Origin of the sequence: Staphylococcus sp. GDH8C109P (genome assembly GCF_017893405.1) — a bacterium.
Lineage (GTDB): Bacteria > Bacillota > Bacilli > Staphylococcales > Staphylococcaceae > Staphylococcus > Staphylococcus cohnii.
In genome coordinates this window covers 245,868-264,506 of record NZ_JAESMX010000014.1, presented here as the reverse complement: position 1 = coordinate 264,506, position 18,639 = coordinate 245,868, and the positions used below count along the sequence as shown (strand labels likewise).

General features: G+C 33.8%; 19 protein-coding genes and 1 pseudogene. 1 reads left to right on the top strand and 19 read right to left on the bottom strand.

Annotated elements, in window-relative coordinates:
- Positions 1–65: 65 nt before the first annotated feature.
- The 10 genes from ccrC to KA867_RS07960 all read right to left on the bottom strand — a co-directional run bounded on the left by ccrC (position 66) and on the right by KA867_RS07960 (position 10,778).
- Positions 66–1,748 carry a cassette chromosome recombinase CcrC gene (gene ccrC, locus KA867_RS08005; protein ID WP_210137642.1) on the bottom strand — a complete coding sequence of 561 codons (1,683 nt, stop codon included), beginning with the start codon at positions 1,746–1,748 and terminating at the stop codon, positions 66–68.
- Between the two features lie 226 nt (positions 1,749–1,974).
- Complete coding sequence (locus KA867_RS08000) at positions 1,975–3,615, bottom strand: DUF5906 domain-containing protein (RefSeq protein ID WP_210137641.1); 1,641 nt, start codon at positions 3,613–3,615, stop codon at positions 1,975–1,977.
- Positions 3,615–3,983: a hypothetical protein gene (locus tag KA867_RS07995; RefSeq protein ID WP_070044802.1), complete on the bottom strand. Its 369-nt coding sequence runs from the start codon at positions 3,981–3,983 to the stop codon at positions 3,615–3,617. Before KA867_RS07995 ends, KA867_RS08000 begins: the two co-directional genes overlap by 1 nt.
- The gene (locus KA867_RS07990; RefSeq protein WP_070044803.1) at positions 3,976–5,076 is read right to left on the bottom strand and encodes a DNA polymerase; all 1,101 of its coding nucleotides are present in this window, start codon (positions 5,074–5,076) and stop codon (positions 3,976–3,978) included. Before KA867_RS07990 ends, KA867_RS07995 begins: the two co-directional genes overlap by 8 nt.
- Before the next feature lie 210 nt (positions 5,077–5,286).
- Positions 5,287–6,612, bottom strand: coding sequence for a DUF6038 family protein (locus KA867_RS07985; protein WP_070044804.1), 1,326 nt, complete (start codon positions 6,610–6,612; stop codon positions 5,287–5,289).
- A gap of 4 nt (positions 6,613–6,616) precedes the next feature.
- Positions 6,617–7,957: a hypothetical protein gene (locus tag KA867_RS07980; RefSeq protein WP_198052419.1), complete on the bottom strand. Its 1,341-nt coding sequence runs from the start codon at positions 7,955–7,957 to the stop codon at positions 6,617–6,619.
- Between the two features lie 208 nt (positions 7,958–8,165).
- Positions 8,166–9,383 carry a tyrosine-type recombinase/integrase gene (locus tag KA867_RS07975; protein WP_210137640.1) on the bottom strand — a complete coding sequence of 406 codons (1,218 nt, stop codon included), beginning with the start codon at positions 9,381–9,383 and terminating at the stop codon, positions 8,166–8,168.
- An 81-nt stretch (positions 9,384–9,464) separates the two neighbouring features.
- Positions 9,465–9,668, bottom strand: a complete 204-nt coding sequence (locus KA867_RS07970; RefSeq protein ID WP_000814511.1) for an excisionase — start codon at positions 9,666–9,668, stop codon at positions 9,465–9,467.
- Positions 9,669–10,128: 460 nt separating this feature from the next.
- Positions 10,129–10,359 (bottom strand): helix-turn-helix domain-containing protein, encoded by a 231-nt coding sequence (locus KA867_RS07965; protein WP_000857133.1) that lies wholly within the window; start codon positions 10,357–10,359, stop codon positions 10,129–10,131.
- Entirely contained in the window at positions 10,356–10,778 is a 423-nt protein-coding gene (locus KA867_RS07960) for a sigma-70 family RNA polymerase sigma factor (protein ID WP_000804885.1), read from the bottom strand. Before KA867_RS07960 ends, KA867_RS07965 begins: the two co-directional genes overlap by 4 nt.
- Positions 10,779–11,282: 504 nt before the next feature.
- On the opposite strand from KA867_RS07960, the gene KA867_RS07955 reads away from it, so the two are divergent.
- Positions 11,283–11,636 (top strand): helix-turn-helix transcriptional regulator, encoded by a 354-nt coding sequence (locus KA867_RS07955; protein ID WP_001227347.1) that lies wholly within the window; start codon positions 11,283–11,285, stop codon positions 11,634–11,636.
- A gap of 59 nt (positions 11,637–11,695) precedes the next feature.
- On the opposite strand, the gene KA867_RS07950 is transcribed toward KA867_RS07955, so the two are convergent.
- The 9 genes and pseudogenes from KA867_RS07950 to KA867_RS07905 form a co-directional block, all read right to left on the bottom strand.
- On the bottom strand, positions 11,696–11,863 hold the full coding sequence (locus tag KA867_RS07950) for a cysteine-rich KTR domain-containing protein (protein WP_000336323.1): 168 nt from the start codon (positions 11,861–11,863) through the stop codon (positions 11,696–11,698).
- A gap of 118 nt (positions 11,864–11,981) precedes the next feature.
- On the bottom strand, positions 11,982–13,901 hold the full coding sequence (gene tet(M) / locus KA867_RS07945) for a tetracycline resistance ribosomal protection protein Tet(M) (RefSeq protein WP_198052420.1): 1,920 nt from the start codon (positions 13,899–13,901) through the stop codon (positions 11,982–11,984).
- A 15-nt stretch (positions 13,902–13,916) separates the two neighbouring features.
- Positions 13,917–14,003, bottom strand: coding sequence for a tetracycline resistance determinant leader peptide (locus tag KA867_RS07940; RefSeq protein ID WP_011058339.1), 87 nt, complete (start codon positions 14,001–14,003; stop codon positions 13,917–13,919).
- Positions 14,004–14,251: 248 nt separating this feature from the next.
- Positions 14,252–14,686, bottom strand: a pseudogene (locus KA867_RS07935) (ATP-binding protein); the annotation flags it as partial.
- Between the two features lie 136 nt (positions 14,687–14,822).
- The gene (locus KA867_RS07930; RefSeq protein WP_462981891.1) at positions 14,823–15,101 is read right to left on the bottom strand and encodes a YdcP family protein; all 279 of its coding nucleotides are present in this window, start codon (positions 15,099–15,101) and stop codon (positions 14,823–14,825) included.
- 15 nt (positions 15,102–15,116) lie between these two features.
- Entirely contained in the window at positions 15,117–15,431 is a 315-nt protein-coding gene (locus KA867_RS07925; protein ID WP_000420682.1) for a YdcP family protein, read from the bottom strand.
- A gap of 328 nt (positions 15,432–15,759) precedes the next feature.
- Complete coding sequence (locus KA867_RS13420) at positions 15,760–16,149, bottom strand: hypothetical protein (RefSeq protein WP_245355945.1); 390 nt, start codon at positions 16,147–16,149, stop codon at positions 15,760–15,762.
- A gap of 53 nt (positions 16,150–16,202) precedes the next feature.
- On the bottom strand, positions 16,203–16,682 hold the full coding sequence (gene rlmH / locus KA867_RS07910; RefSeq protein WP_210137639.1) for a 23S rRNA (pseudouridine(1915)-N(3))-methyltransferase RlmH: 480 nt from the start codon (positions 16,680–16,682) through the stop codon (positions 16,203–16,205).
- A 737-nt stretch (positions 16,683–17,419) separates the two neighbouring features.
- On the bottom strand, positions 17,420–18,220 hold the full coding sequence (locus KA867_RS07905; RefSeq protein ID WP_103211427.1) for an MBL fold metallo-hydrolase: 801 nt from the start codon (positions 18,218–18,220) through the stop codon (positions 17,420–17,422).
- Positions 18,221–18,639 lie beyond the last annotated feature (419 nt).

Genomic DNA, 18,639 nt, shown 5'->3' with positions numbered 1-18,639 from the left:
TCAATTGCTACATCGTATTGATAATATATATTTCATTTTTATTTCATTTCGCTCACTTTTATCACTTATGACAAAGTGGCAAAAGTGGTAATTTCGTCGATAGAATATTTCTGTGTACCATAAATCACAAAATGAATTTTTGGCATAAAAAAAGACCCCCAATCTTTTTTCAAAGATTGAGGTATAAGGCTTTCGTCAATTTTGTATCGTACAAGCTTCACTTTCTTATCTGTGGTAATTTCAATAGAGTCAATCAACATCTTCATAAGCTGATTCTTTGCTTCTGGACTCGCTTCTTTGAGATAAATACTAAATCTACTAATCATCATGGTTAAGCGACTCTTCAACTTATCGAAGTCTGGAACTTTTGTTTCTGCTTGATTAGATTGTTGAGCCTTTTTTATTTGTTCTTCAAGTATCTGGAGTTGATTATTCAATTGATGCTGTTTTTCTTTCAACATTTCACTATCCATTTGATCATCTAAGAACAATTCCAACAGGCGTTCTTGTTGTGTTTTAATTTTAGCTTTTTGCTTTTCTAGGCTATCGGTATCAATTATAATCTTACCTTTAGTATTATGCTTACGTTTCAGTTCTCCTATCACATTTGTCGCAATCTGCTTAATAACATTTGGTTGGGAAAGGATACGATTAAGATGAACGTTAATGACTCTTTCTACAACTTCGGCATTAATGGCATTGCTATGGCACGCTGAACTTCCAGAACGGTTGAACAATGAACAAATGTAATAGCGTTTGATTATGCGTTCTTTTGATTTTTTCGTGTTGTAATAAGTTCGTCGACATACCATATTATTACCGCACTCTGGACACTTAATTAGTGAACGTAAATAAAAGTCTCCACCAATCGGACGTCCTGGTTTGAAACTTTTAGCTGCTAATTTTTCATGAACCTGATCAAATACTTTTTCGCTTATGATTGCTTCATGCTTTCCTTTCACCAAAATGACATCATTTTCATCACTTTTCCCACTTCTTCGTTGTACAGCCCAATTTTGATGGTTATTAAATCTGACATAACCTTTATATACTGGATTATTTAAAATGTATTTAACACCAAATACAGAAAACGGCTTTTGATTAATAGTGCGGTATCCTTTTTGATTCAGTACGATTGTAATGGCTTTGAGTCCTTTATTATGATTCAAATATAAATCGAAGATTTCACGTACGATATTAGCTTCATTTTCATCAATAACTAAATCATTTTTCTGCGTAAGTGGATTAAGTGACAACTTATATCCGAGCACTCTACCTGTAATAGCCTCTCCACTACGTGCTTTGGCATTCATCGACATCTTGACGTTACTGATAAGTGTTGAACGTTCGATTGATCCTATTAATCCAAACATAGTCACGAGCACTTCCCCAGAGGCATTCGATGTATCAATATTCTCAGAAATCGACTTATATCCTACGCCATGTTCTTTGAATTCATGAATGATATTAAACACGTCTCTCATTGATCGTGAAATGCGATTCAATTTCCAACTTAACACCATTTCGATTTTATTATCTTTAACATCTTGTAATAGGCGTTTCATTGCTGGTCGACCTTCAATATTTTTACCTGATATACCGGAATCGATATAAGTTTCATAGTCATAACCCGGGAAATTTTTAACAACTTCTTTAATGAGCACTTGTTCCTGTTCATGGATTGAATATCCATATTCTGATTGTTCGGATGTACTCACTCTTGAATAAAGTGCAATTTTCTTCTTCATAAATAATGTCGCTCCTTTTAATGAATGATTGCTATAGACCATCGGTCTTATAACATCATATTGATAATATATATTTATAACTTCGTTTCATTTTTATCACTTTTACCACTTAAAAACATGAGTACTACAGGCCAATACCTGTAGTACATAATTAGCTTACTTACCTTTATGAATACGTTCTTCTATAATAGGTACAAGCACTTCTACAAATGCTTCAATTTGTTCATTATTCATCGTCAAATTCCTCCCAATCAAAGTCCAAGTTCTCTTCTTGTAATACTTCATCATCTGTTACGTGCTCATTTTTATCAAAAGTTATGATGTTATCTGCTTTAGAAATATTATGAGTTACTTCTTCGTCAGTATTTTTCCAACCTAAATCAGTCCAATATTCATAACCATCATTTAGTTTAGTTTGAGTACCAAAGTTAGCCAAAACTAGTTTTTTGATAACCTGACTGCTTATATTAATTTCTTTCTTAATTATGTTATTAATATCAGCCACTTTAATCCGAGACCCCGAATCATTTTTAATTAGCTCTCTGAGTAAGTTAATGCATATTTTCTGATCTTTATTATTAACTGATTTGCTAGGAACAAATTCATATCCAAAATTCAGCCAATCATGTGATATTTCAGTGACGCGCTCATTTTCGAGATATTCCCTATCTTCATTAACAATTTGCTGATAGACATGCATCAAATAGAGGAAGATCGCTTTCTTTTCATTCTGTAACTTTTCACTTAAATTCGGATCAGCTTTTTCGACATAGTATTCACAAGGTATAACAGCAATTCGACGCTCTAGTGCTTTCGCATGAGCAGATGGAAAATTAAGTCTTGCATTTGTACCAAAAGCAAGTTTTAAATCCAAAGTAGTTTCAACTTGTGTTTTACCTTTACGATCAACGTGCACTGGTTCAACAGATACTAACTTTTTTAAATCATTTACAATCTTTTCTTGAATCCTTGATTCCCCAATTTCGTCACTTGCCATAAGTTTTTTACCCACCAAGCTCTCTTTGTCAAAACGGCCTTGAAGCTCGTTAAGTGCTTTAGACACAATGTCTTCGCTGTAGAAAAATGACCTAACTAAATTTATAAATACGGATTTACCATTCTTAGCTCCACCATATAATAGTAAGGCTCTGCGATACTTTGTGTTAGCTGTAAGAAGCACCGCTGTATGTTGAAAAAGAAAGTACTGTAAATCAGAATCAAAATTAGCAAACTCTAACATGTATCGATTAAAATGTGGAGGTGTTTTTTCAGTTATGACATCACTTTTAACCAACTCTAAATTCAACCGTGTTGCGGGGAAAATCTTTATAGAATTTCCAACCACTTCAAATGCGTCTAGATTAAACATGTTATGACCGCATCCAATGTACTGTTTATTCTCAACTAGTTCTTCTACATCTATTGAATTTTGTAAGCCAACCACTACATTCTTTAGAATACTTAATGAGGGCTTATAATCAACTAGCAACACTTGTATCATTTTAGATATCAGCCCTTGCAATTCATCTTCATTTACCTTTTGCCAACCTTTATCTTTGAAAACAAACAACTCTGAATCAAAACGCTTGATATGAAAAATACTTATCATCATTTCCACTAATATTGTGTCATTTGGCTTTTTTTGAATACCAAAATAACTGTATATGTTAGGTCTATAGTCGACATCTTTAGGAATGTTAAGCTGTAGTTTATCGATAAGCTCGTTATACACCATTACAGCTTGTTCAGAATCATCCATTTCATCATTTCCAATACTACTAGTTAGGATGGCAATCAGACCTTTACGGTCGATTGCCTCCATACCCACTTTTAATAATTTTATTAACATTTCTAAAATATGATTCATTACAATACCCCTCCAAATCCATCTAATGGTGCTACATCTTGAACATAATAGTTTCCGTTATATTGACCCACATAGATTAAATGCTTTCTATCAATGTAAGGATCATAATTCTCATGAGTGGAACTATAATTACTATGACGTCTAAGCCAATCAGTAATTGATAACTGCTTATCGGTAGCATCTTTCGAAATACTACGATTCACATAAATAACTTTCTGATCTATCTTTATTTCATACGTAAACTGGTGTTTAACATCACCATTGAAATCTGTTTGGGTTACAGAATATAATGAAGCAACGTATATATAGCCTTCTGTTAGTGGGGTGCATTTTGGAATTTGTAAACTTTGACCTCTATCATTATTCATTGCTTACACCTCCTAATGCTTCCACTGTCACGTGCGCAAACTCACCATTAAACAATTTATTAGCTTTACTTTTCATTAGTTGGGCTACACTTTGTGCTGTTTCTTCATCGTCGCACTCAATCATAATGGCATCATGAATTGGCAAAATGATTTGAAAGCTCTTTTGTGTACACTGCGCTTTATAAACTTCCAATAGAATGTGTTTGAAAATATAACTCGCTACAGTTTGTACATAAATTGCCATAATACTGCTACCTTGAAATGCGCTCATATTATGCTCAATACTATAAGGCATAGGCATGGAATTACTCTTTTCAACGTGCTTCTTAAGTTCAATGACTTTTGTAAGTTGGCTGACCGCATCCAACCATTGTACTTCACTTACATATTGATTCAGCTTGAACTTAGGATTTTTGAAGTTACCTCCAAATAGAAACGAACCAATAAATGCACGTTTAACAAATACACGTAGCTCATCTGATAAGCCTAATTCACTTAGCAATGCGTCATACAGTCCGTCTTTCTGATTTAACAAGTCAATCAGTTTTGAATCTTGAGTCATGTACGCTGCAACTGATGGTTCAAACGATTTAAAATCGACTGTATACACCTTCTTAAATTTTGAAGGTAAAATCGTATGTTGGACTGCTTTAGGTAAGCCTTGAAGATTAAAATTTTTAGTTGTAATTCGATGTGTTCGTGTACCAATCAACGATAATTGCGTATATAATCGATTCGTACCATTTAATGCCTGTTCTAACCTATCAAATAGCTTTTCGATTTTATCAGAATGTTCATCATTCTTGGCTCTTTCAAGCATTGTTGCTTTGATATCGGGTAATTTATCAATATTAAGCGTAATAGGTTCTGATTCAATCTCTTCCTTTAATGATTCCAATCCTTGATGTACTTCCACGTATTGGTCTAACTTAGCTTTTTCATCAGCTAAAAGTGCATTATATTGTTGATCAAGCTGCTGACTGAATTGTTGCTGCAGTTGCTGAACATCATCTTGGTTAGATGATTTGTCCATTAACCACTGCTGTGTTTTGTTACTTTGAGTCAACGACATCAGTTTGTCTCTTGTCTCCATGTAAATCTTCTCCTTTATGGTTGAAAATGGCGCGCTCACTTTCAACTTAAAATTTGTTCAAAACGTTTTGATAAGACAATCTTAATACTAAATAGAGGTCGTTGATGAAGTGGCAAAAAAATTCAAAAAAATTCCCACCAAGCAAATAAGCTCAATCCCTTTATATGAGGGATTGAGCTTATCAATTATTAATCAATTTTCTACTTAACTTCAATTAGAGCTTTTCCGGTTATTCCTTCTTTTTAACAGTTGATTCTTAAATTGCTTCATTAACATTGCCATTGGGATGTTATTTTCGTGCGTCTTAATCACTTCAATTTCATTATTATATGCATTGTAAAATGATTTATATTCATTAATATAGCCATTTTTCATATCATTATAATGTTCATCCTTATTAATGTATCGGTCTATCAATGTTACAACTTGTTGCATATCATCCATAAAATATTGGAACATTTCATTGCCTATGTGTGAATGATTTTTCTGATTTAATACTGCTGCAGAATGAAAGTCTAATCGTTTACGTAACTCTAGTAAATGCTTTCTAATTTGTTCATCTTCATTAAAAAGCTCAATATTGTCATTAATGACCTTTATCTTATTATCGAAGTCATATTTTTTAGATTGCTTATTTAAGTTTTCCTTTTTGTTAAGCTCTTTATCTATCATTTTCGATACATCTCTAAGGAAATAATACTCCATATCTCTAAATGTTTGCGTTCTGTGATGCGGTTTAGCATTTCTCATTCCCCATCCATCGGCAGCTCGTTGAACTTTATTTAGTATGTTAACTAATAACCAATCTAATTGTTCATCTCTATCATAAATAAATGCTCTCTCTTCATCTATACCTTCAGTTATTACATTATCTGTTAATTGATTTACAAAATAATTATATCGAAAATCATGCTGACTTGACCTTTCACTCGTTTGATGATGTTCATTAATTCGTTCATTATATTTGCTTTCTGAAAATGATGAATAAATAGTTTCGTGTATAGCAAGTGCAATTTTGTCACTTAATTCCACTTGTTTATCTATAGGTAATTGACTCATTACTTCAGAAGCTAATTGTAACTTATCGTTTATTTTACTCCCTGAATCAAACACCTTTTTTACATCTTGGTATACTTTTTGTGCATGTATATGTAACTTTAATGGTTTAAATTCAATTTTATCTATGTCATTCTTAACATTTTTAATAAAATTCGCATATTGGGTAATATCAATATTTTTTATCGCATCTTTTCTCAGCCTTACATCTTCATCCGTAATTGCTTTTGGTATGTTATCATCTGTCATATTATTTAATAAGACACATAATATATCAAAAGCAATCCCATTGAAACTATAAGCTGCCCTTTCACTTTCCCCAGAATTTTTTTGAAATTTCTTCATATCAACCTTATAAATATCAACTAATTTATCAATTCTTTTCTGCAATTGAGCTTTATTTTTAAGACCTAGAGCTTTCTCAAGGTCTTTTTTTGTATATGTTTTTTGAATTCTTTCTCTAAAAGTATTTTTCGTCATAATCTCAACTTTCTATTAATTTTTTATATAAATTAAAAATCGGGTAAGCATTAAATATTTCCAAATCTGCAGCATTGAGGGTTTCATATCTTATTTTTGCTTCTTGTTTACTCCCTGATACTACATTTATATACAATGTTGCTATTTCTTTATCAATATCTATTAATTTATCTTTCAATTCGAATAAGTCGCTTAACAATTTTTCATCTACCATATTTTTTCTTCTCTTTATAATTTGAGCTTGGTTGATCAAGTTCATAAACATTTTATCATTATCATAATTCAGCAAATTATTTAATATATATTCAGCTAATTCTAATAAATCGATACTTTGAGTTTCATCATAGGCTGCGATTAATTCTAATGCAAAATTATTTAGTTTCTCCCATTTAATGTCAGATTGCATAGCAATTTTATCTGATTCAACACATTTTTTAATAACATTTATATCAAAATTTAGTACATCTACAATCATATCTCTTGTTAATGTGTACACAATTGGCATTTGTACAGATTCTTCTTTTGTAATAGCTTCAAATCTATCCATAAATTCATTAGAGTATACATTATACAATGATGTATTATCTTTAAATAGTAATATAAATTTCCCGCAAAATTTCATTTTATAGTATCCATTATTATGTATTTTAAAATCTTTAAAATTTTTATATTCCAATAATTCTAATAAACCTTTTATTTCATTCATTTGCTTATCAAATTCTGTAGTTTTTAGACTCACATTAAACGAAAGCAAGTTACTATACTCTGATAACTTAATTTTTAATTTATTTATTGTTTCTTTTATTTCAATAATGTTAATTTCAAAAGGTTCTATTACTAATTGGATTTGATCCAAAAAGAATTCGCCGCCTTTCGACAATTCGTTTATAACATTAAAAGATTGTTCGGCTATATTTAATTTTTTAAATGGTAACATTGTATATGTACTTTTGTTATCACTTTCAAATGTTTGAATTTTGAAAATATCATCTATAGTTATAGAGATGGACTCCTTTGAAGTTTCAATACCTACCATACCTTCAAATAATAATTTACCTTCTTTTGTTATCTGCTTTTTGTTCACTCTTTTTACTTTTTCCATACTTAATACTTCATTTGGTATAGTTACATCTAATTCAGATGAATCAATTTTTATATAGCCATAAAAATCATTTAATGGTAAACCTCTGTGATCCATCACAATATTTTCAGGCGTAGCTATATATGATAAAGCATTTTCTTTTTTCTTTACTTTAACTTGATCTACTTGGTTTTGTAATCGCTTTTCATTTATATATTTTAAACAGTTATTATATAAAATTTTTTCATTTTCAATTTCATACATTTTTATAGTGACAGTTTTCTGCTTTTTTTAATATAAACAAAGTATAAATTTCTAATTATCTTTTTATATTTTCTTAAATGCTCGTAAAGCCTTATTCTATGTGCTTTCGAGTATTTTTACTGTAGGAAGATACTTCACGTTTCTTTGCATATTTCCTCATGTCTTAGCTGTCAGAAGTGGTAAATAAGTAGTAAATTCATTTGTACTACTAAGCAACAAGACGCTCCTGTTGCTTCTCTTTATTCAAGCGTTTCATTTCTGCCATTGCAGAATCGAATGTTGCATGTGCGTAATAGTTCAGCGTCATGGCTATATTAGCATGTCCCATAATGTACTGTAATGCCTTTGGATTCATTCCTGCATTTGCATAGTTGGTACAGAATGTATGTCGCAAACTATGTGGAGTGATGTGTGGCAATTTATCCTCGTTATACTTATTGTATTTCTTAACAAGACCTTTCATCATGCCGTTGTAATCACTTGCCACTTTTGGATAGTTCTTTCTATTAAGAAAGAGGAAATCACTATATCCATCAATCTCAACACGCTTATCATTCTTTCGATTCGCTAACACTCGCTTAAATGCTTGATAGGCTTCTTCAACCATAGGAACTTGACGTTCGCCACTTTTGGTCTTTGGTGTTTCAATGTAGTACCCAATTTCAGTATCTCTCAATAGCTGATGGTCTATATTGACAAGACGATTCTCAAAATCTAAATCTGGAAGTGTCAAACCACCAAACTCTGAAATACGAAGACCTGTTTTTAAGAGTATCAGAATTTCATCATAATTTTTGCTGTAGGTTTTATCAGCTTTTGCAAAGGCTAACAGTTTTTCTTCCTGTTCTTCTGTTAGTACGGTCTTAGGGACAGTATCATCATCAAGAACTGCTTTCAGTTGAAAGTCAAATGGATTCTTCCGAACACAATCATCTTGTATAGCAATATAGAATGAAGCCTTTAAAGAACGTTTGTAGTTATTGATGGTTTGATAAGCATAACCATTTTCACTCATTCTAATAGCCCATTCTTTAGCGTTTGATGGCTTAATACTGTCAATACTTCTTACACCTAACTTGTCTTTCTTCAAAATATCCATAAGATATTTGCGTCCAGTTTCAGTGTTTTTTCTAACCTTTGGTCTTTGAGCGTTCTGTTTTGCGTAAAGCTGGCAGAGTGTCATTTTCTTTCCTACAACATCAATACCATCATGAATGTCTTTCTGTAACTCTGCGATTTTCTCTCTAAGTGAGATACAATCACGCTTTCCTGCTGGTACTCGGTCTGTAGCCACAAGTTTCCACGAGTAAACAAATTGCGGTTCTCCAAATGAATCTATATATTTGTATAAGTATCTTCCGTCTTTTCGTTGGCTCTCTCCAGTCTTTAAGATTCGACCTTTATTGTCACGTCTTTTTTCTGACATGGCATTTGCTCCTTTCCTTTATGGAAAGAGCCTTGATACGACTTAATACTATTTTATCATATACAAGACCCTTTGGCGACGCTAGATTGCGTCCAATGTATCTATAATTTTTTCAAATTGTTTTCGTTTAATCTGAATACGATTGCCATTCATAATCAGCCAATTTGCATTTTTATTTTCCTCTGCCAAGCGTCGTAGCTTGTTTTCGCCAATACGAAAATATTTTGACGCTTCTTCAATGGTTAGGGTATAACGTTCCCAAATAGGAATGTCAGTCTGCTTCATAAAATCCTCCTTTCCAAATCACTTATTTGGATTTCATAAAAGTTGTTTTACCAGCAATCGAACAGCTTTAGCAAAGCTCACGGGAGTTCCACCCCTGCATGGTTCTCATGTAGCCATACTCATTGCCTGCGACGGTTTTATCACGCTCGGACTATTGACTGTATGGGAGTATCATTATCACGATAAGAATGTCGTTGCAGGCAATCCTGCTAAAGATTGCTTCTCGGATCACTAACATGAATCGCTCGCTATCTTTATAAGATAGGTCATGGCGGTTAGTTCCGTTGGCTCTTTTCTTATCGAAACGTATTCGATTACTTTTATTCAGTTTTCAAAGAACAATGGCTCGTTAGCCTATCAAAACACATTGAAAGCTCAATATGCTTTGGTGGAATAACAAACCTCCCTGTTCGGGAAGCGTGGAATGGTTTAGCACGCTTCCACGAAAGGAGAGAGGATATTACTTAATTTCAAATGACAAAATCTTTGTAATCAGTCTGGTTTCCATTCTTCCACGTAAGACTTCATCAACGACCATACTTTGATTGCCATATTCATCTTTCATAAGTCGTAGGGAACGCTTCGTTATGTACCCTCTGTAATGATGTAGAATCTGGTTAATCGCTTCGGTATCGCCATCTGTTGCCTTTACAATGAGAGGAAAGGGAATCATAGGATATTGTGTTTTCATTCTTCAAATTCCTCCATAAACTTTTTAATTAAGGCTAGTCCACTGGTTCTATGCCGATAGACAGTAGAACGGTTCAATTTCAACAGGTCTGCAATTTCTGAATCGCTCATGTCCATAAAGTAAAACAGCAGTAGAATTTCACGTTTCTTGTCTGGCAACTCACGTAATGCTTCACTCAACAAATCATTTTCAACGCCTACTGATAACCCATTGAGTGTAAAAATCTGAAAGTCAGTTGAATAGTTATCTGTTGTCGCAAACTGGCTAACAAGATAATCGCCAACATCCGAAAAGGACACCTCACGCTTTGCAATCCTTGAAAGATAAAGCATATAATTCTTTCGCTCGTCTTCCATAGCACGTTTACAGATATAGTCAAACTGATTTTCTATTGTGGTCTGAAAAGAAGATGGTTTCATGTTTCTCACCCCCTTTCTGTCTAGGAAAGGAAGTGAGCCTTGCTCGTTTATCTCCTTTCACTCTTAGTCCCAATGTGAAAGGGGGATTTGTTGCATTACTGATAAATAAACTTTGTAAAAAAGTTCTGAATAGCCAAAAAAGCATATAAACAGATTTATTTCTCTGTTTACATGCTTCTGTTATTCTATCTATATGATTTATAAAACCACATTGGTGGACGTACTTATCTATTGCAGATAGACGACTTTTTTTGACAAGAACCCAATGTAAGGAAATTTATTGTATATGATGTACTTCATGGCGACGTTGACCTCCAACAAACCGCCATTTGGAAGTAATATACAATATTTTAACAGCGTAAATAGCACTACCATATAACGGTTTTTTTTATTGGCGTTTAGTAGTGCTTTTTATTAAATATAAACCTATAAACCATATAACACGTTTTTCTATACCTGTTTTTAATTCAGTAGGAACAATAAAATGTATAGAGGTGGTCTACTATGCGTAAAAAAGAAGATAAATATGATTTTAGAGCCTTTGGTTTAGCCATTAAAGAAGCTCGATTGAAACGAGGTTTAACTCGTGAACAAGTGGGAGCATTGATTGAAATTGACCCACGGTACTTAACTAATATTGAAAATAAAGGGCAACACCCCAGCATACAAGTTCTTTATGACCTTGTATCGTTACTTCATGTTTCCGTTGATGAATTTTTCTTACCTGCTAATAACTTGGTAAAAAGCACCCGACGATTACAGATAGAGAAATACATGGATAGCTTTACAGACAAAGAACTATCCTTAATGGAATCTTTAGCCAGCGGTATCAACGAAGCAAGAAACATCGAAGACTAATTAAAAGAATCCATACATAACGGAAAGAGCCGATAAAATGAGATTGTATTAATCTCATTTTATCGGCTCTGCGTCTTTGCGTCTGGCTCTGTAATCACAGTTACTTTGAACTGCTTTATTTCAATTAAATTTTCTTGTCTGCATTTCGGACAATAGAGGGGGAATTTTTTTAATTCAGTATCTTCCCTTATCTTTAATCGTGTTTTATTTCCACATACAGGACACAATATCCACTTGTAGTTTATAATAACTATCTCCTCCTTTACACTTTAATTCAAATCTTTATTAAAAAATATTTCATCTTATTTAACAAGAAACCATATTTATATAACAACATAAAATACACTAAGTTATTTTATTGAACATATATCGTACTTTATCTATCCGACTATTTGGACGACGGGGCTGGCAAACAGGTTCACCGGTAGTAACATGGTACCCTTTTAACTCTGTTAAACAAACACTACGTCCATTTGTAAAGAAAGTTAAATCACTACGATATTCTTGAATACACCGAGCAGGGATTTCTCCACTAAGAATGACCTCATTATTTTTCAATTGAGTGTCTACGATGTTCGCACAATATTTAGGAGCATCGTTGTATGCTCGTGAAAGATATTCCTGTGGCGCATAAATTTTAAAACTAAGATATGGCTCTAACAATTCTGTTCCAGCTTTTTTTAAGACTTGTTCCAATACAATAGGAGCAAGCATCCGAAAATCTGCTGGGGTACTAACAGGGCTATAGTATAAGCCATACTTAAAACAGATTTTACAATCCGTCACATTCCAACCATATAATCCTTGTTCGCAACCATAGCGTATCCCTTCCATAACTGCATTTTGAAATGATTGATTTAAGTATCCAAGAGAAACCGAGCTCTCATACTGCATTCCACTTCCCAACGGAAGCGGTGATACAGATAAACCAATGGAAGCCCAGAAAGGATTTGGCGGCACTTCGATGTGAATGGTATATTCTGCATTTTTTAACGGTCTCTCCATATAAATGACTGTAGGCTCTTTTAGTTCTATCTCCACATGATACTTTTCTTGCAACAGTGCACTAATCACTTCCATTTGTACTTTCCCTAAGAAAGAAAGTATAATTTCATGTGTCGTAGAATCCACGTAATATCGTAGAAGCGGATCACTATCTGAGATTTCCAAAAGGGCATCAAGCAACATTTCTCTCTGTTCAGGTTTACTCGGTTCAACAGTTGTTTGTAGTAGAGGGTGCGGATTTTCAATCTTTTTTCTCTGTGGCAATAGTTTTGTATCTCCAAGAACACTATTTAACTTCAAAAACTCATTTTGCAAAATAACAATTTCTCCAGAATAAGCTCTATCAATCTTACATAATTCACCATTTATTGAAGTATACATTTCTGTAACTTTTATTTTTTCTTTTTCTGATACTCTAACCGAATCTCGTAAATGTAGTACTCCACTATAAAGGCGTATATATGCAAGACGTTGTCTTTTTTTTGTATATTCAATTTTGAAAACATTTCCGCAAAGTTCAGACGGACCTCGATGTGTTGATGAATAAAATTTATTCGTAATCACTTCTATAAGGTTATCAATCCCTATATTGTTTTTTGCACTTCCGTGATAAACAGGGAACAGGGAACAATTATGAAATCTTATGCTTTCCTCTTGTTCGAGTTCCAATGCTTCTAATGATTTACCGGACATATATTTCTCTAAAAGGTCATCGTTTCCCTCTATTACCGTATCCCATTGTTCAGATTCGGTAAAGTTCGTCACACACATATTAGGATACAGTTCTACCTTCTGTTTGATTACAATTTCGGCAGAAAGTTTCTCTTTAATATCCTGATAAACCGTTGATAAATCAATTCCATTTTGGTCAATCTTATTGATAAAAAAGATTGTGGGAATCCCCATTTTCCTAAGTGCATGAAATAATATACGAGTTTGTGCTTGTACGCCATCTTTTGCAGAAATCAGTAGAATTGCCCCATCTAAAACTGATAATGAACGATATACTTCTGCTAAGAAATCCATATGTCCTGGCGTGTCTATGATGTTCACCTTCGTATTTTCCCACTGAAAAGAGGTTATTCCTGTCTGAATTGTAATTCCTCTCTGACGTTCTAAAAGCGTATTATCCGTCCTCGTTGTAGCTTTGTCCACGCTTCCTAATTCTGTAATCGCTCCACTGTTATATAATAAGCTTTCTGTTAAGGTAGTTTTTCCTGCATCAACATGAGCTAAAACTCCAATATTAATAATTTTCATGTGATTTTCCTCCATTCAAAAACCCAAAAGGGCATAAAAATCCCAGTGATAAATACTTTTATCACTGGGATTTTTATGCATAACCATAGGTATACAAAGCATACAGATATTCTCTGGATACTTTAGAATCACATGATAAAGGTATTCTTAAACTGGGTACAAAAAACTAAGCCCTCCTAAAAAAGGACATCTAATTATTTGTTCCCGCTATCAAATTGACGGTTTATTTAAGAATACCTTGCCGCATATTTATTAACTCCTTTTAAATAGTCACTTAAATAATAGCACGTAAGAGCATATTTGTAAAGGAATCTCCAATTTTTTATCAAAAAGAGTACATGATTACAAAGTATCTGTATCAAGCCATTTTTAAGTCGATAATACATTTTAGGGAAGTAGGTTATCTTTTCCTTTGTACGACCAGCACTATCTTTAAAGAAACCCTCTGTTTTGACCTGTTCAGATTCATACCACTTGTTTTCAAGTATCATCTTTGCCAGTTTTTGACGGTGGTAAAGTTGTTTAACCGTATCATAGCGAACCCGTTTGAATACAAACGCTACCAGCAAGCAGATAAGAATTGCGACACTGAAACTGATAATTAAATAGGGAATGTCAATCTTATCTGCTTGTGATAGGTTAAAATCCTGCCAGTTGATCTGCTGGATTGTCTTCACATGAAACAGTCCGACAACCAGCAGGAAAACAGGCAGGAGTGACGCTATCGTAAAATGAAAGACTAAATCTTTACCAGATGGGCGAATCCTTTTACCACGCTGTTTCATGCGAAAAAGTCTCCTTTCTACCTAGCGACTATTTGTCTTGTGTCGGTTCTTTCTTTGCTTGTGGTTGAGCTTTGAATGAACTAGAATCCTTTGTCAGCACAATATCGTCTGCCTTGATATACCAGTCAACATCTGCTCATTGATAGGTGGCAGTAGCAACGGTGTCCGCAATGGGATTGATAAGTTCCACCCGTGCGTTATAATCAAACTCTTTCAAAGGCACGCTGGCAGGAATACTTACTTGAATCATGCGTCCTTGTCCTTTGGATTTTAAGTCATAGGTACGTTCCTTGATTTCATCTGAAACCGACCCGTCTTCATTTTGGATTCTCACTTCACGACGTAGAGCAGAGAATTTCAATTCTCCAAAAGTCGTGTCTTTATCTAATACAATGCCATTTGCTAATCTCATCATTTTTCCTCTCTTTCTTTATTCTTTTATCATGTCGTCAGCATGTAAAAGGTAATTTGTAAAACCACGAGTGCCGATTTTGTAGCCCTCTGCGGTAATACGTGGATTGACTAACTTCACACGTTCCTCAAAGCCGAAATGTTTTTCGCCAGCTTCAGCAGGAAGCACCACCACAATATCATCTGCTCTTTGAACATCAGAATAGAGATTATAGCTTCTTGATAAGACAGTTAGCCGTCCGTTGATTCTTCGCTGAACGACTTTATCCTCGCCAGCAAATTCTAAATTGCCGAATGTTTTTTCCATGTTGGGAATCACAAATTTAAGTTCCATATTTTTACCTATCCTTTCTTTTTTATTGGCTGAATGAATGTTTGATGGTCTTAAAGAGTGGGGAACGACCTTTTGATTCTTGATTTTTTGTTTTCATAAGTTCACTTCCTTTCAAAATCGGGTAAAAAAATAGACACCTCATTTTTTGAAGTGTCTACCTATTAAATATTCAAATTTTATTGGAAGTATCTTTATATCTTCACTTTTCAAGGATAAATCGTCGTATCAAAGCTCATTCATAAGTAGTAAATTAGTAGTAAATTGAGTGGTTTTGACCTTGATAAAGTGTGATAAGTCCAGTTTTTATGCGGATAACTAGATTTTTATGCTATTTTTGCAGTAAAAGTTGTAAATCTAATTGATGTAATTGTTTACCATAAACTTGCTTCTCAACAACTTTTTTATTCTCAATGATTAAATACACGACAAAGTAATACACACCACCTTCTCGTTGATATGCCTTTAAATCATTCACATTGACATTACTTCGATGAATAACCTTACCTCCTCTTTTAGGTACTTCTTTTCCTTTAACTTGAACTTGTATTTTTCCAACGAAATTTTTTTTATTCAAATTTTCAGAATCATACACTTCCAATTCTCCATCGAAAGACATTTTTGTATCGTTAGAATTAATGTCTGGGTTTATTTTCAATGTATTAGTGGCCATAGATTCAATTTCTAAGGTAGCTTCCCTTTCAATAATTTTTGAATTCAAAGTTTTAATATAAATCCGCTCCTTTTATATTATACACAATCTATTTTTTAGTTTTATTTATGATACGCTTCACCGCGCATGATTTTAAACGCACGGTAGACTTGCTCGATTAAGACGACGCGCATCATCTGGTGTGGAAATGTCATTTTACTGAATGACAGGGCGTAGTCGCTTCTGTTTAAGACGTCTTGATGCAAGCCATTGGAACCACCGATGATAAATGTGAAGTCGCTTTGGCCGCGTGCCATGCGACTTTCTAATTCTTTAGCAAGTCCTTCAGAAGTCAGCATATTGCCTTTTATTTCTAAAGTAACGACTGTGGATTGTGGTTTTACTTTTGCTAGTAAGCGTTGGCCTTCTTTTTCTTTCACTTGTTCAACTTCTTTGTCACTCATATTTTCGGGTGCTTTTTCATCTGGTACTTCAATAATTTCAATTTTGGAATACGCACCTAAACGTTTTTCGTATTCAGCTATTGCTTGTTTCCAGTATTTTTCTTTTAATTTGCCAACTGCAAGTATAGTAATTTTCATAATTTGCCTCCTGTAAAAGCTCAAAAATCAATAGTTATTAGACTTATCCACAAGTTATGCACTTATTCACACAATTCCCTCTTATTATAACAGGAATGTATACGATAATTTAAAATAATTTACGTTTTTTTCACAAGTAAGGGTGGATAACCTGTTTATTTGTGGATAACTCTGTGTATAATGTGGGTACTTCTCTGTTAATTGTGCACATCTCTGGATATCTTTGGATAAATACGTGGATAAGTTGACGATTGTCTTACATACTTATTCACAAAATTTACGTTTATTTTACAAAATCTCATCTTAATTCAAGCTATAAGGTAAGTTATCCACTGTTTATAAATTATCAGATAAATGCATATATGTAACTACTTTAATTAGCTCGTCATTTTATAAATTAATAGTTAAACAAACCTCTAATTTAGTTAAATTGATTTCGTCGTGTCATCACAGCAAGATGACTAGGGTTAAAGTGAGACGAAGCTAAGGTTCATGCATAAGTCTCCGATAACTCAATAATATGAAAACTGGTGCTTTAACTAGATTTACGTTAAGCCATCGTGTTAAAAAGTACTCAATTTCACTTCATATGCTAACTACGACTTGCATCATCTTCAACAAATCCATCAAGATCCTCTATCTTTTCAAACAAGCCGTTTCAACAATAGCTTACAGTAGTCTTGGGTTAGTGCATAAAAAAGCCCTAACCGCTTCAATGAAGGGCAAGGGCTGCTTTATTATAGTGTATATATTGGTGTGGCTTGAGCTTTGTCTGTGTCGCAGAGAAGTACTTCTTTTTCTGTATCGATGTCGTGTTCGTTTAGGACTTGGCCAACGCTCATGCGGGCAAGGTCTTTCATATTGTTGTCTTGCGATAAGTGGGATAGGTAGATGCGTTTCGTGCTGCCTGTAATGACGTCTGTCATGGCAAGCCCTGCATCTTCATTAGATACGTGTCCCATATCACTGAGGATACGTTGTTTTGTCTTCCATGGATAGCCACACATACGAAGCATGTCAACGTCGTGGTTACTTTCGAATACGAAAGCATCACTGCCTTGAATCATGCCTTTCATGCGATCTGAGACGTAGCCTGTGTCTGTCAGTATCGTGAATTTTTTATAATTATTATGGAAGATATAAAACTGTGGATCTATGGCATCGTGAGACACGTTGAATGATTCAATGTCAAAGCCTGCAATAGACTTAGTCTCGTATGGATTAAAAATGAATTTTTGATCCATTGGGATTTTACTATCTTTCTTTTCGATTGCTGACCATGTTTTTTCGTTTGCGTATATTGGCAATCCGTATTTACGCGCTAAGACACCGAGTCCTTTGATATGGTCGGAATGTTCATGTGTTACTAAAATGCCGTTTAAATGCTTAATTTGTTTGTCGATCTGGCCAAACAGTTCTTCCATTTTCTTACCTGTCAGGCCTGCATCGACGAGAATACTACCTTTATCACTTTCTACATAAGTGGCGTTTCCTGTACTACCACTCGCTAAGACACTCATTCGTATCAAGCGATTCACCCTTTCTAATCGATAAACACTCGTTGCTTATAATTTGTATAGGCAGTCTACGGTTTATGTGACCTCAACATGCCCTCTGTCTAATTATTAAAGTTTTTATATCTAGTTGAAACTGTCTTTTAAATTATGTACTTTTGAACTATCCTATGTGGTACATATTTATGTTTACATGCGTTCATCTTAAATCAACGCAGTTGGTTTATAACTTTGATTTAACAATAATCTATTTTAACATACTTTGCAGCTTAAATTGAATTTAATGTTTAATGTGGTGTCATGTTTTTTAAATACTGTGTCTCAAAGTACATAATAAAAGAGCGGTATCAAAATCAATGTTAATACTTTTGATTTCGTATATCCGCTCTCTTATTTTTATGATAAATCTTTCAATACTCACTAAACGGTATGCTTGTGTGAAG

Excerpts from the sequence above, each read along its gene's own strand:
- ccrC (WP_210137642.1), bottom strand. The coding sequence starts at position 1,748 with ATGAAGAAGAAAATTGCACTTTATTCAAGAGTGAGTACATCCGAACAA.
- KA867_RS08000 (WP_210137641.1), bottom strand. The coding sequence starts at position 3,615 with ATGAATCATATTTTAGAAATGTTAATAAAATTATTAAAAGTGGGTATG.
- KA867_RS07995 (WP_070044802.1), bottom strand. The coding sequence starts at position 3,983 with ATGAATAATGATAGAGGTCAAAGTTTACAAATTCCAAAATGCACCCCA.
- KA867_RS07990 (WP_070044803.1), bottom strand. The coding sequence starts at position 5,076 with ATGGAGACAAGAGACAAACTGATGTCGTTGACTCAAAGTAACAAAACA.
- KA867_RS07985 (WP_070044804.1), bottom strand. The coding sequence starts at position 6,612 with ATGACGAAAAATACTTTTAGAGAAAGAATTCAAAAAACATATACAAAA.
- KA867_RS07980 (WP_198052419.1), bottom strand. The coding sequence starts at position 7,957 with ATGTATGAAATTGAAAATGAAAAAATTTTATATAATAACTGTTTAAAA.
- KA867_RS07975 (WP_210137640.1), bottom strand. The coding sequence starts at position 9,383 with ATGTCAGAAAAAAGACGTGACAATAAAGGTCGAATCTTAAAGACTGGA.
- KA867_RS07970 (WP_000814511.1), bottom strand. The coding sequence starts at position 9,668 with ATGAAGCAGACTGACATTCCTATTTGGGAACGTTATACCCTAACCATT.
- KA867_RS07965 (WP_000857133.1), bottom strand. The coding sequence starts at position 10,359 with ATGAAAACACAATATCCTATGATTCCCTTTCCTCTCATTGTAAAGGCA.
- KA867_RS07960 (WP_000804885.1), bottom strand. The coding sequence starts at position 10,778 with ATGAAACCATCTTCTTTTCAGACCACAATAGAAAATCAGTTTGACTAT.
- KA867_RS07955 (WP_001227347.1), top strand. The coding sequence starts at position 11,283 with ATGCGTAAAAAAGAAGATAAATATGATTTTAGAGCCTTTGGTTTAGCC.
- KA867_RS07940 (WP_011058339.1), bottom strand. The coding sequence starts at position 14,003 with ATGCTTTGTATACCTATGGTTATGCATAAAAATCCCAGTGATAAAAGT.
- KA867_RS07930 (WP_462981891.1), bottom strand. The coding sequence starts at position 15,101 with ATGATGAGATTAGCAAATGGCATTGTATTAGATAAAGACACGACTTTT.
- KA867_RS07925 (WP_000420682.1), bottom strand. The coding sequence starts at position 15,431 with ATGGAACTTAAATTTGTGATTCCCAACATGGAAAAAACATTCGGCAAT.
- rlmH (WP_210137639.1), bottom strand. The coding sequence starts at position 16,682 with ATGAAAATTACTATACTTGCAGTTGGCAAATTAAAAGAAAAATACTGG.